The sequence below is a fragment of the Actinosynnema mirum DSM 43827 genome, assembly GCF_000023245.1.
Lineage (GTDB): Bacteria > Actinomycetota > Actinomycetes > Mycobacteriales > Pseudonocardiaceae > Actinosynnema > Actinosynnema mirum.
The window spans coordinates 8,172,828-8,185,824 of sequence record NC_013093.1 but is presented as its reverse complement, the minus strand read 5'-3'; the positions used below and the strand labels follow the sequence as shown (position 1 = coordinate 8,185,824).

Here is a 12,997-nt window from a genome sequence, read left to right as displayed (position 1 = left end):
GTGGGGCGCTTCACGTTCTGTCCGGGCACGGGCGAATCCGGATAGGGGCGGCTCGCGCGCAGGGGACGGCCGACGTCAGACCGGGGGTCGGGTGACCGACCGCGCCGACGACCTCACCGCGCTGGTCAGGCTCTCCGCCGGACCGGGCGCGGTCGGCGCGCTGCTCGACCGGCTCGCGCGGCGCGCGGGTGGAACGGCGGTGCTGCTAGACGTCGGCGGCCGACCCCTGCCTGGTGGTGGCGGGCGAGCCGGGACACGGCGTCCCGCTCGCCGACCCCGGAGCCGAGGAGCTCCTGACCAACCCGAACTCCCGGCTGCACCCGATCGACCCGGCGGGCGTCGAGACGGTCCGGGCCCGGCTGCGCGCGGACACCAGGCTGCCCGCCGCCGCGTCGACCCCGGACATCTCCGCACCGGCCACGCGCAAGCGGCTGACCGAGGTCGGCCCGACGACCCCGACGACCCGCCGATCAGCCCTGCGCCAGGTCCGTGAACCGGCTGTAGTGCAGCTGGTGGGCCACCGTGATCGTCGCGGTCGGGCCCGCGCGGTGCTTGGCGATGATCAGGTCGGCCTCGCCCGCGCGCGGGTCGTCGCGCTCCCACGCGTCCGGGCGGTTGATCAGGATGACCATGTCCGCGTCCTGCTCCAGCGAGCCGGACTCGCGCAGGTCGGACAGCTGCGGCTTCTTGTCGGTGCGCTGCTCGGGACCGCGGTTCAGCTGGCTGATCGCGATCACCGGGACCTCCAGCTCCTTCGCGATCAGCTTCAGGTTCCGGGAGAACTCCGAGACCTCCTGCTGGCGCGACTCGGTCTTCTTGCCCGACGACATCAGCTGCAGGTAGTCCACCACCACGAGCCGCAGGTCGTGCCGCTGCTTGAGCCGGCGCGCCTTCGCCCGGATCTCCATCATGGTCAGGTTCGGCGAGTCGTCCACGAACAGCGGCGCCTCGCTGATCTCGCTCATCCGCCGCGCCAACCGGGTCCAGTCGTCGTCGCTCATCGTGCCACCGCGCATGTCGCCGAGGCGGATGCGCGCCTCGGCGGACAGCATCCGCATGACGATCTCGGTGCGGCTCATCTCCAGCGAGAAGATGGCGCTGGTCAGCCCGTGCTTGACCGAGCAGGACCTGGCGAAGTCCAGCCCCAGCGTCGAGTTGTGCGTCGGGATCATCGACCGGCCCGCGAGGTACAGGTGGGCGGCGTTGTCGACCTCCACGCAGCGCACCGGCACGCTCGCCACCGGCCGCACCCCGACCACGAACCGGGTCCCCGCGCCCGCGCGCTGCCCCCGGTCCTTGTGCTCCAGCCGCTTGCGCTCCACCCGGAACACGTCGTCCCCGGCCTCGAAGCCGACGACCACCCCGTCCCCGGCGCAGCGGTAGCCCAGGCCGACGACCAGCTCGCGCACGTCCCGCGCCAGGCCCGCGCCCGACGCCTCGAACCGCACCGAGCCGTCCTCGGCGACCGTCCCCGCGGTGTCCAGCAGCCCGGCGAGCAGCGCCCGCCGCTGGGGCTCGGACGCCCGCAGGTACCCGGCCGGGACCCGCTCGGAGCCCAGCACGCCCGCGCCGTGCAGCAGGCCCTGGAGGGTGCCGCGCTCGCTGTGGCACTCCGGGCAGTCCCGCACGCCGGTCGACGCCGCGCCGCAGCCCTGGCAGGCCGGTGAGGCGCGCACCTCGTAGCCGTCCGCCCCGACGTTCCACAGCACCTCGGCGTCCTCCGAGGTGAACCGCGCGGACGCGGCGTGGCCGCCGAGCAGCACGCCCAGCGAGTAGGGCGCGATGGGCAGCGGCCGGTCCGGGAGCGCGAGCGGCGCGGCGCCCGCCACCGACGGCGTCTCGCCCCGGCGGAGCGCCTCGGCCAGCTCGGCGGTCGTGCGCACGGCGGAGGCGCCCGGCGCGCCGGTCAGCCACTGGTGCTCGGCGTCGGCGAGCAGCACCGACCCGTCGGAGAACACCACCTCGTGGCACGGCCTGCCCCGCATCACCCCGGTCGCCGCGACGACCCGCGTCGGCAGGCCGTCCGCGTCGAGCAGGAGGTCGCCGACCCGCACCTCGCCCATCGTGGTCCACCCGGTCGGGGTGGCCAGGGGGGTGTCGAGGGCCAGCGCCTTGCCGACGCCGGGACGGGCCGCGACGATGATCATCTGACCGCCGTGCAGGCCGTTCGTCAGCTGGTCCAGGTCCGCGAAGCCGGTCGGGATGCCCAGGGACGAGCCGCCCCGCGAGGCGATGGCGTCGATCTCGTCCATGGTGGGCTGGAGCAGCTCCTCCAGCACCGCGTAGTCCTCGGTGGTGCGGCGCTCGGTGACCTCGTAGATGGCCGCCTGCGCCCGGTCCACCACCTCGTCCACGTCGGCGCCCTCGGCGCCGTTGTAGCCGAGCTGCACGATGCGCGTCCCGGCCTCGACGAGCCTGCGCAGCACCGCCTTCTCGGCGACGATCTCGGCGTAGTAGCTCGCGTTCGCCGCGGTGGGCACGGTCGCGATGAGGGTGTGCAGGTACGGCGCGCCGCCCACCCGCAGCAGCTCGCCCCTGCGCTCCAGCTCCGCGGACACCGTGATCGGGTCGGCGGGCTCGCCCCGGCCGTACAGGTCGAGGACGCAGTCGTAGACGGCCTGGTGCGCCGGTCGGTAGAAGTCGTTCGGAGCGAGCACCTCGACGACGTCGGCGATCGCGTCCTTGCTCAGCAGCATCCCGCCGAGCACGGACTGCTCGGCGGCCAGGTCCTGGGGCGGCTGCCGTTCGAAGCTTGGCTCGGCCATGCCCCGGTCGTCCACCACCGCCACGGCTACCCACCCCAATCCGTTCGTGCCGAACGTTCCTGCCCCGGCTCCCCGGTATCGGCGAGGAGCCACGCACAGCGACACAGGGACGCTAGAGCCACCCGGACGGACCAAGCAACCGGGCCTGTGGACAAGCCTGTGGAGAACTTGGGGATGGTTTGGCCGAGCTGACCACAGGTCGCCTCGAACCTGTGGACAACTTGGGGACAACTCGACCTGTGATTCCAAAATTCCCAGGTCAGACCCTGTGAGTCAGTTGTGGAGAAATTAGTGGGTCACAACTTCGGCGTGTCGCGTGTTACTCGCCTCACGGCGTGTCGTGGTCACCCCGTCACAGCAGGTTCTCCACAGGGGTTGTGGACAACTCAGCAGAAAGCGCCGCCCACCCCGCGACGGGGCGGACGGCGCTTCCGGAGCGCGCTCAGCCGACCGAGGAGACCTCGACGGGCAGCGACACGGTGACCTCGGGGTGCAGTCGGACGGTGACCGAGTGCTTGCCCAGGGTCTTGATGTGGCCCGCCAGGTCCACGGACCGCTTGTCCAGCGCCGGGCCACCCGCGGCGCGAACCGCGGACACGACGTCGGACGAGGTGACGGAGCCGAACAGCTTCTTGGAGCCCGAGGCGGCCTTGGCCTTCAGCGAGACCGAGCCCAAGCCCTCCAGGGAGGCCTTGATCTCCTTCGCGTGGTCCAGGTCGCGGACGCGACGGGTCTCCTGCGCGCGGCGGATGACCTCGACCTGCTTCGCCGCGCCCTTGGTGGCGAGGATCGCCAGGCCGCGGGGCAGCAGGTAGTTGCGGCCGTAGCCGTCCTTGACCTCGACGATGTCGCCGGGGCCACCGAGGCCGCTGACATCAGCGGTGAGGATGAGCTTCACGGTGTTATCCCCCTTCTTCTTAGCGAGCGGTCGAGGTGTAGGGCAGCAGCGCCATCTCGCGGGCGTTCTTCACCGCGACGGCGACGTCGCGCTGGTGCTGGCTGCAGTTGCCGGTGACCCGACGAGCGCGGATCTTGCCCCGGTCCGAGATGTACTTCCGGAGCAGGGTGGTGTCCTTGTAGTCGATCAGGTTGGCGTTCTTGTCCTTGCAGAACGCGCAGACCTTCTTCTTGGGCTTGCGCACAGGCGGCTTGGCCATGTGTGTACTCCTGGAGTGACGCGGTGAAGTTCTGGGGTGACCTGTGCTGGTCTAGAAGGGAGGCTCGTCGGCGAAACCGCCGCCGGAACCCGCCGGGGGCGCGGAGCCCCAGGGGTCGTCGGCAGGGGCGCCACCGCCGCCACCGCGGGACTGCTGCTGGCCGCCGCCGTAGCCGCCACCACCGCCGTCACCTCGGCTCACCTTGTTGACCTTCGCGGTCGCGTAGCGCAGCGAGGGGCCGATCTCGTCGACCTCCAGCTCCACGACGGTGCGCTTCTCGCCCTCCTTCGTCTCGAAGGAGCGCTGGCGGAGCCTGCCCGTGACGATCACCCGCGAACCGCGGGTCAACGTCTCGGCCACGTTCTCCGCGACCTGGCGCCACACGTTGCAGCGGAGGAAGAGCGCCTCGCCGTCCTTCCACTCGCCGGACTGGCGGTCGAAGGTGCGCGGGGTGGAGGCGACCGTGAAACCGGCCACCGCCGCACCGGACTGGGTGAAGCGCAGTTCCGGATCGGAGGTCAGGTTCCCGACCACCGTGATCGTCGTCTCGCCTGCCATGTCCGGCTCTCCCTCAGGCCTTGGCCTTCGCGGCGGCCTTCGCTGCTGCCTTGGCAGCGGCCTTGGCGGCCTTCGCGGGCTCGCGGCGCAGGACCTTGGTGCGCAGCACCGTCTCCTGCAGACCCAGCTGGCGGTCCAGCTCCTTCACGGCCTCGGGCGTCGAGAGGAGGTCGAGGACGGCGTAGATGCCCTCGGCGCTCTTGTTGATCTCGAAGCTCAGCCTGCGCTTGCCCCAGACGTCGACCTTCTCGACGTTGCCACCCGCGGTGCGGATGACGTTGAGGAACGTGTCGAGCGAGGGCGCGACCGTGCGCTCGTCGAGACTGGGGTCGAGGATGACCATCACTTCGTAATGACGCATGAAGACCACTCACCTCCTGTGGACTCACGGCCACGGGCTTTCCGTGGCAGGAGGGTCGTCGCGTCAGCAACCTGAACAGCCTACAGGGGTTCGGCCCGGTCGGTGAAACCGACTGGTCGACGGGGCGTTTCGAGCGCGCGGGAGCCGGGAAACCGGGGTGGTTCAAGATCACCGGGTTCTGCCGGCGCACCCGGTCGCGCCGCTGGTCGGGGCCTTGACCGCCGCTGGTCGGGGCCTTGACCGGAGCCCTGGTCCGGGGCGGCTCAGCGGACCGACGGGCGGCGCAGCACCCAGGTGCGCACCAGCGCGCCCGTCACGCAGGCCAGCAGCACCACGGCCAGCAGCACCGGCGTCGCCACCCCGTTCGCCAGCCCCGGCAGCGCCTGCGCCCGCCCGGCCTCGCGGACGTCCTCGCGGTCGGCGGCCCGAGGCAGCCCGCGCCCAGCGCCGGGACCCCCGGTCTCGCCGCGCGGGACGGGCGAGAACAGGCCCGGCGCCGCGAACGGCAGCGACCCGTAGCCGAACGCGGGCGCCCCGCCGAAGTTCGCGCCCCACCGCAGCAGGTCCCGCCCCTGGGCGACCACGGCCGACGCGGTCGCGGTGGTCGAGCCCTGCGGCACGCCCCGCGCGGGCACTTCCTCCGGCTGCGGCGCGGGCGGCTGCTGCGGCTGCGGCACGGGCGGCGCCGGTTGCTGCGGCGCCGGTTGCTGCGGCGCGGGCGGCAGCACCTGCCCGACGATCGCCTCGGACGCGTCCGCCACCCCGCCCACGCCCTCCTGCACGGGCGCCACGGCGGCGTTGACCCCGATCGCGGTCACCGAGCACAGCCCGCCCAGCACCTGCCCGACCCCGCCGGTCACGGTGGTCAGCACGGGCCCGAGCAGCGGCAGCCTCCCCAGCTCCCCGTTGACCCGCGCGGCGATCTGCCCGCCGGTGACGACGCCCTCCCCGGTGGGGATCGCGCCGATCGGGATCGGCGGCAGCGCGGCGAACGCGGCCCGGAACGGCTCCGCCAGCCCCGGCCCCAGCAGCGGGACCGCCCTGACCAGGTCGGTGACCGGCCCGAGCACGGCGGAGGCGCTCAGCGCGAGCGGCGTCCCCGGCTCGCCCCGCACGGTCGTCCGGCACTCCCCGAGCACCACGGGTTCGGCCGCCGCCGCGGTCCCCGCGCCCAGCCAGGCGGTCGTCCCGACCACGGCGAGCGCGGCTCCCACGCCTGCTAAGCGGGTGCTTCGGGTGCGCATCGTTGCCTCCCCGGTGCTGGGCCGCCGCGCCGGTCCGCGCGCGCTCGGCGACGCACTTCCTACTTGCTGGTAACGAGCGTAGGCCCGCGTGGCGGCGCCCGCCGCTCGGCGATCGGGTGCTCCTCGTCGTGGCGCTGCCGACCGGACCCGGCCCCGGCACGGCTACCCTGCACCTCATGCGCATCGGGGCTCACGTCCGAGACGACGATCCGCTCGCCGCCGCCGCCGAGCGCGGGGCCGAGGTGGTCCAGTTCTTCCTCAGCGACCCGCAGAGCTGGAAGGCCCCCGGGGCGCACCAGCACGCGCGGGCGCTCAAGGACTCCGAGCTCGACGTCTTCGTGCACGCCCCGTACCTGATCAACGTGGCCTCGCTGAACAACCGCGTCCGCATCCCGTCCCGCAAGGCGGTGGTGCAGCACGCGGCGCGCGCGGCCGAGGTCGGCGCGCTGGGGCTGATCGTGCACGGCGGGCACGTCACCAAGGACGACGACCCGGACGACGGCATCGCCAACTGGCGCAAGCTGTTCGAGCGGCAGGTCGACGAGGGCGGCTTCGGGGTGCCGATCCTGATCGAGAACACGGCGGGCGGCGACAACGCCATGGCCCGCTCGTTCGACCGCCTCGGCAGGCTGTGGGACGCGGTGGGCGAGTTCGGCGCGGGGTTCTGCCTGGACACCTGCCACGCGTTCGCCGCCGGTGAGGACCTGGTCGGCGTCGTGGAGCGGGTCAAGGCGCTCACCGGCCGGATCGACCTGGTGCACCTGAACAACTCCCGCGACGAGTTCGGCTCGTCCAGGGACCGGCACGCGAACGTCGAATCGGGCAAGATCGACCCCGAGCAGCTCGTCGCGGTGTGCGCCTCGGCGGGCGCGCCGGTCCTGGTGGAGACGCCCGGTGACGGCCAGGCGGCCGACATCGCCTACCTCCGCGAGCACCTGGCCCGATGAGCACGACACGGGAGGCGGTGGCCCCGCTGGTGGACGCCGGTACGCGCACCCGGCGGTTCGGCCGCGCGGCGCTGGCCGCGCTGGTCCTCCTGTGCGGCCTGACCCTGCTCGCGGGGTTCGCCAACAAGGACCGCTGCACCGGCCCCGAGTTCGACCAGTGGGGTCGGACCCAGCCGGACTACGACGTGCGCAACAAGGAAGAGGTCTGCTACTCCGACATCCAGCACCTCTGGATCGGGCGCGACGTCGACCGGCACGTCTTCCCCTACGTGCACGGCAGCATCACCCCCAAGGGCGTCCTGGTCGGCGGGGTGGTCGAGTACCCGGTGCTGACCGGCCTGCTGATCTGGGGCGGCGCGATCTTCGCGCACAACGACGCCGAGTTCCTGCTGTTCTCCGCGCTGCTGATGGCCCCGTTCGGGCTGGCCACCGGCTGGCTGCTGGGCAAGCTGGCCCGCTGGCGCGCGCTGCTGTGGGCGGTCGGCCCGCCGCTCGTGCTGTACGCGTACCACAACTGGGACCTGCCGGTGGTGTTCTGCGCGGTCGCGGCGGCGTACGTGGTGCAGCGCGGCTGGGGGCGCAGGGGCGCGGACCGGCCGCTGCTGGACCGGGCGCTGGTCGCGTCCGTGCTGCTGGGGCTCGGGTTCGCGTTCAAGATCTACCCGGCGATCTTCGTGCTGCCGCTGGCGCTGCACGTGCTGACCGCGCAGCGCGGCCGGTACGACGTGGTGGGCGCGGTGAAGGTGGCGCTCGCGTCGATCGTGACGGTCGTGGTGGTGAACCTGCCGTTCGCGATCTTCGGCCTGGAGGGCTGGAAGGCGTCGTTCGCGTTCCAGGGGATGCGGCGGGTGGACATCACCACCAACTCCGTCTGGTACTGGTCGATGCGCCCGTTCATGAGCGACGACGCGATGCAGGCGATCGTCGGGGTGCTGTCGCCGATGACGATGCTGATCTCGTTCGGCCTGGCCTGCTGGATCGGCTGGCTGCGCTTCACCCGCGAGGGCGTCTACCCGTGGATCCCGGTCTCGGCGGCGATGCTGTGCGGGTTCCTGCTGCTGCACAAGGTGCACTCGCCGCAGTACACGCTGTGGCTGGTGCCGATGCTGGTGCTCATGCGGGTGCCGCTGACCTGGACGTTCGCCTACTTCGCCGCGGACCTGGCGATGGGCATCGGGATCTTCCGCTGGTACTACGCCATCGAGCAGGGGCAGCCGTCGGGCATCTACGACGGGTTCTCCGCGCAGGCCGTGGTGATCGGCGTGTGGGGCCGGGCCGCGCTGCTGGTCGCGCTGTTCTACCTGTTCCTCAAGTCGGACGTGGTGCCGTCCGCCCGCGAGCGGGTCGCCAACCACCTCGCGCCGTCGCCACCGCCGTCGCCCGCGCAGACCTGACGGTCCCGACGACGGCGAAGGCGCCCTTCCCGCGGGAAGGGCGCCTTCGCCGTCGTCGTGCCGGAGGGCACCGCTCAGGCGGGCGTGGCCGTCCGGTCGGCGGGCCGCAGCCGCAGCACCCTGCGGTCGGGGGCGCCGTCGAGCACGCCGCCCGCCGGGTCGTCGTCGCCGGAGACCCGCACCAGGTCCAGCGAGGGCTTGTAGATCTCCCGCAGCACGACCACGCACAGCAGCAGCACCGCCGCGTCCCGCAGCAGCACCGCGCCGAGGAACCAGTCGATCGGCAGGCCCTTGTTCTCCTCGCCGAGGTAGAAGAACATCCTGGGCACCCACACCAGCGCGTCCACGGTCATCCAGGCCAGCAGCAGCTTCCACCTCGGCACCGCCAGCACGGCCAGCGGCACCAGCCACAGCGAGTACTGCGGGCTCCACACCTTGTTGGTCAGCAGGAACGCCGCCACCACCAGGAAGCACAGCTGGGCCAGCCGGGGCCTGGTCGGCGCGGACAGCGCCACCACCGCGATCCCCGCGCAGCACAGCAGGAACAGCGCGGCGGTGACCGCGTTCAGCACGGCGGGCGGCTCGCGGAAGCCGAGGCCGGGGTCGAACCCGGTCCAGCCGGTCCACTGCACCAGCACGTTGTAGACCGTGTCCGGGTCCACGCCCCGGAGGGTGTTGAGCCGGAAGAACTCGCCCCAGCCCTCCGGGTAGGCCAGCCGGACCGGCAGGTTCACCGCCAGCCACGCCAGCGCGGCGGCCAGCACGGTGTTCAGCGCCTCGCGCATCTTCCCCGACCTGAAGCACAGCAGCACCAGCGGTCCGAGCAGGAACAGCGGGTACAGCTTGGCGGCGGCGCCGAGGCCGATCAGCACGCCCGCCAGCACCGGTTTGCTGCGCGCCCAGGCGAGCATCCCGGCGGTGGCGAACGCGGTGGCCAGCGTGTCGAAGTTGGTGAACGCGTGCACCAGCACCAGCGGCGAGACGGCGACCAGCGCCGCGTCCCACGGCCTGCGGCGGGCGATCCGCAGCGTCGCCCACGCGGTGACCAGCCAGGCCAGCCCCAGCCACAGCGCGGTGAAGTCGAAGTACACGATGACGGTCATCGGCGAGGGCAGCAGACCGGTGCTCTCCGCGATCGCGGTCCAGCCCTGCGCCATGCGCGCGTTGACCCACTGGAACAGGCCGGTGAGCACCGGGTACTCCATGTACCGGATGTGCTCGGTCGGCTTGCCCTGGTCGTCGAACCAGTGCGTCTTGTAGGGGAACATGCCCGGCTGGTCGAGCCGCTCCGCCGTGTACAGCGGGATGGTGTCCGAGTAGCACATGGCGGTGTACTGCTTGCCGCCCCGCCAGTCGAGCTGCACGACCCCGTTGGAGTCCACGTACTGCTGGATGCAGGGGGACTTCTGCAGGAACGCCAGCGACAGCGTCACCAGGGTCAGCAGCAGCACCACCCGCAGCGGTGTCCAGAACCACTGCCTGCCCAGCGAGGCGTGCCTGCCCGCGGGCCCGCCGAACGGCCTGCTCAAGCCTCTGGCTAGCGACTCCGTCCACGTCGGGTGCACCCGTTCCTCGGGTGTGAGCGAGTCGGTGTCTTCGGCTGACGCCTGGGAGTGCTGCGAAGGACTGGCCACCCGCCGGATGCTACGGGTAGCTCTGCGCGACGGACAGCAAGCCCGCAGCGCGGGTCCGGGCGGCCCTGGGAAGCGCGAGGGGCGCGCACCCCGTGGTGGGATGCGCGCCCCTCGTCAGCGGACGTGCGGTCAGCCCCCGCCGTCGTTCCGGCCGCCGCCGATCGCCGGATCGGGGTTCGGCCCCCCGGTCGGCCTCGGGTCGGGGTTCGGGCACAGGCCCGGCAGGCACGTGATGCCCGTGTTGGGCGTCGACGAGCTGTTGCCGTTGCTCCTCGACGGAGACGGCGGGGTCGACTTGTCGTCGTCCTCCTCGCGGCTCCTGGACGTCGAGGACGGCGGCGCGGAGGACGGCGTGCTCGGCTTGGCCGAGGTGGTCTTCACCGGGTCGTTGTACTGGCCGAGGGGCTTGGCCTTGTCGAAGGTCTCCTTCGGAGTCCCGTCGAGGGCCTTGTCCATGAACTTCTTCCAGATCTGACCCGGCAGACCGCCACCGAAGATCGGCTGTCCCGCGGCGTTCTTGAGCGCCACGTTGCCCTCGTTGCGGCCCATCCACACCGAGGTCGACAGCGACTTGGTGTAGCCGACCATCCACGCCTTCGAGTTCTGCGAGGCGTCGTCCGGGAGCTCGTGCGTTCCCGTCTTGCCCGCGCACTCGCGGTTGCCCGCGCACGCGATCTTGGAGTGCAGCGGGATCGGCTTGAGCGCCTCGGTCACGTTGTCCGCGATGTCCCGGTTGAGCTGGGAGTTGGTCGTGTCGAAGGCGTCGCGCTTCTGGTCGATGTGCTGGTGCAGGATGGTCTCGCCCGACGAGTCGGTGATCTTCGAGACGAAGAACGGCTCGTGGTGGACGCCGCGCGCCGCGAACGTCGCGTAGGCCGAGGCCATGTCGAACGGGCGCACCCGCGCGACGTCACCGCCCAGCGCGATACCGGTGTTGGGCTTGGCGCCGCCCTCGCCGAGCAGGGTGTCGATCTTCTGGCCGCCGACCGAGACCTGCTTCGGGATGCCTGCGGCCCAGGCCGCCTCGGCCACCGCCTCGGCGCCGGTGTGGTTGAACACCAGGTCGTAGAACACGGTGTTCAGCGACAGCTTCATCGCCTCGCGCAGCGGGCACTCCGGACCGCACTTGTTCTGCGGGTCGGAGGCGTTGCGGATCTTGGTGTCCATGCCGGGGAACGACTTGGGCGACACGCCGTCGAACGGGGAGCCGAGGCCGAAGCCGTCCTCCAGCGCCGCCACCAGGTCGAAGGGCTTGAACGACGAGCCCGCCTCCTGGATGGTGCCGGTGGCGTAGTCCAGGCCCATGCCGTCGGAACCGCCGTAGTAGGCGAGCACCGCGCCGGACTTCGGGTCGATGCCGGTGAGCGAGGTCTTGAGCTCCTCGGGCTCGCCCTTCATGACCTCGTTGACCGAGTCCTCGGCGGCCTGCTGCATCTTCTTGTCGATCGTGGTGTGGATGACGACGCCCTTGCGGCCGGCGTCCTCCTGGGTCATCCCGATCGGTTCCCTGGCCATCTCGTAGAACACCTGCTGCTGGATGAACGCCCTGGGACCGGTCAGCGCGTTCTCGGTGACCTCCTCCAGCGGCGCCATCGGCGGCTGCGCCATCGAGTCCGCGGTGGCCTGGTCGATCATGCCGTTCTTGACCAGCTGGCCCCGGACGTACTCCCAGCGCTCCTTGACGTACTCCGTCTCCTCGGAGCGGCCGGGGTTCTGGATCATGCCCGCGAGCAGGGCGGCCTCGGCCTGCGAGACGTCCTTCAGGTCCTTGTTGAAGTACATCTTCGCGGCGGTCTTCACGCCGTACGCCGACCTGCCGAAGTAGATCGTGTTCAGGTAGGCCGCGAGGATGTCCTCCTTCTTCTGCTGCTTGGACATCTTGTACGCGCGGACCATCTCGTTGAACTTGCGCGTGAGGGTCGCGGACTCGTCCTCGGTGGCCTTCTTGACGTACTGCTGCGTCAGCCCGGAGCCACCGCTGTCGCCGCCCTTGACCTGGTACCAGACCGCGCGGGCGATGGCCGTGAAGTCGAAGCCGGGGTTCGTCATGAACGTCGGGTCCTCGGCGGCGAAGACGGCGTTCTTGACGACCTCGGGCAGCTCCTCGTAGGTGATCATCGACCGGTTGGACCCGCTGTCCGCGATCGTGGTCATCGGGGAGCCGTCGGAGTACAGCAGCGTGATCGCCTTGCCCTGCTTGGCGGCCACGTCCTCCGGGTTCGGGACGTCGATCACCTGGTAGGCGATCGCGAACGCGACGACCGGCGACAGGATCATCAGGCCGAGCGCCACGTAGGAGACCCGGCGGACGCGCCGCCAGATCTTCTTGCGGCGCAGGGCGCGCTCCTCGTCGTCGGTCAGCTCGTCGTCGTAGTCGTCCTCGTCGCCCTCGTAGAAGGCGTCGATCTCCTCGTCGGCCTCGCGGTGCGTGAGCAGGTCGGGCTCGCGCTTCGGCGGGGGCGGCGGGGTGAGCGCGGGGAGCATGTCCGTCGGCTCTTCGCCGGGCCTGCGGTCGGGGCCGGGGCCGCCGGGGCCGCCGGGGCGGCGCGGACCGCCGGGACCACCGGCGCCCAGGTGCCCGCCGGGCGGCACGGGGCCGCCGGGGCCGGGACGCCGCGGACCGCCGGGGGGCATGGGGGGGCGCATGGGGCCACCGGGGGGAGGGCCGCCCGCTGGGCCGCCGGGACCGCCGGGACCGCCCGCCCGAGGACCGGGGCCCGTACCGGGGCCCGGCTGCCGGGGGGGTGGACCGCCTGGTGAGCCGGGACGCGCGAAACCGCCGGGCGGGATGTTCCGCTCCGGCTGGTCCTGGGCGCCTCGCCGCGGGGGCATCGCCCCGCCGTCCGGGTCCTCCCCGGTCGGCCACTGCGGCTCCCCGCCACCGTGCCTGTCATCATGCTGGTCGTTCACGAAAAGGCCTCCCAGACCGGCGCGCCG

11 protein-coding genes are annotated in these 12,997 nt (G+C 71.9%); 2 read left to right on the top strand and 9 right to left on the bottom strand.

The features are described from left to right. Positions 1-205: 205 nt before the first annotated feature. The 7 genes from AMIR_RS34900 to AMIR_RS34870 all read right to left on the bottom strand — a co-directional run bounded on the left by AMIR_RS34900 (position 206) and on the right by AMIR_RS34870 (position 6,085). The gene (locus AMIR_RS34900; protein ID WP_041837213.1) at positions 206-421 is read right to left on the bottom strand and encodes a hypothetical protein; all 216 of its coding nucleotides are present in this window, start codon (positions 419-421) and stop codon (positions 206-208) included. A gap of 49 nt (positions 422-470) precedes the next feature. After that, positions 471-2,789, bottom strand: a complete 2,319-nt coding sequence (dnaB, locus tag AMIR_RS34895; protein ID WP_015805712.1) for a replicative DNA helicase — start codon at positions 2,787-2,789, stop codon at positions 471-473. A gap of 418 nt (positions 2,790-3,207) precedes the next feature. After that, positions 3,208-3,663, bottom strand: coding sequence for a 50S ribosomal protein L9 (gene rplI, locus AMIR_RS34890; RefSeq protein ID WP_015805711.1), 456 nt, complete (start codon positions 3,661-3,663; stop codon positions 3,208-3,210). A 19-nt stretch (positions 3,664-3,682) separates the two neighbouring features. Then, positions 3,683-3,922 (bottom strand): 30S ribosomal protein S18, encoded by a 240-nt coding sequence (gene rpsR / locus AMIR_RS34885; RefSeq protein ID WP_015805710.1) that lies wholly within the window; start codon positions 3,920-3,922, stop codon positions 3,683-3,685. Between the two features lie 51 nt (positions 3,923-3,973). Continuing rightward, positions 3,974-4,480, bottom strand: coding sequence for a single-stranded DNA-binding protein (locus AMIR_RS34880; RefSeq protein ID WP_015805709.1), 507 nt, complete (start codon positions 4,478-4,480; stop codon positions 3,974-3,976). 13 nt (positions 4,481-4,493) lie between these two features. After that, positions 4,494-4,841, bottom strand: a complete 348-nt coding sequence (rpsF, locus tag AMIR_RS34875) for a 30S ribosomal protein S6 (protein ID WP_041838663.1) — start codon at positions 4,839-4,841, stop codon at positions 4,494-4,496. A 263-nt stretch (positions 4,842-5,104) separates the two neighbouring features. Further along, a complete protein-coding gene (locus tag AMIR_RS34870; protein ID WP_015805707.1) occupies positions 5,105-6,085 on the bottom strand; it encodes a hypothetical protein in 981 nt (326 codons plus the stop codon). Between the two features lie 176 nt (positions 6,086-6,261). Here AMIR_RS34870 and AMIR_RS34865 point away from each other — a divergent pair, with 176 nt between their 5' ends. Beyond that, the gene (locus AMIR_RS34865) at positions 6,262-7,032 is read left to right on the top strand and encodes a deoxyribonuclease IV (protein ID WP_015805706.1); all 771 of its coding nucleotides are present in this window, start codon (positions 6,262-6,264) and stop codon (positions 7,030-7,032) included. Further along, positions 7,029-8,426, top strand: a complete 1,398-nt coding sequence (locus tag AMIR_RS34860) for a glycosyltransferase family 87 protein (RefSeq protein ID WP_015805705.1) — start codon at positions 7,029-7,031, stop codon at positions 8,424-8,426. Before AMIR_RS34865 ends, AMIR_RS34860 begins: the two co-directional genes overlap by 4 nt. Before the next feature lie 74 nt (positions 8,427-8,500). Here AMIR_RS34860 and AMIR_RS34855 read toward each other — a convergent pair whose 3' ends face one another. Together AMIR_RS34855 and AMIR_RS34850 are read right to left on the bottom strand one after the other, a co-directional pair. Continuing rightward, positions 8,501-10,060 carry a glycosyltransferase family 87 protein gene (locus AMIR_RS34855; RefSeq protein ID WP_015805704.1) on the bottom strand — a complete coding sequence of 520 codons (1,560 nt, stop codon included), beginning with the start codon at positions 10,058-10,060 and terminating at the stop codon, positions 8,501-8,503. A gap of 129 nt (positions 10,061-10,189) precedes the next feature. After that, positions 10,190-12,706, bottom strand: coding sequence for a transglycosylase domain-containing protein (locus AMIR_RS34850; RefSeq protein WP_015805703.1), 2,517 nt, complete (start codon positions 12,704-12,706; stop codon positions 10,190-10,192). Positions 12,707-12,997 lie beyond the last annotated feature (291 nt).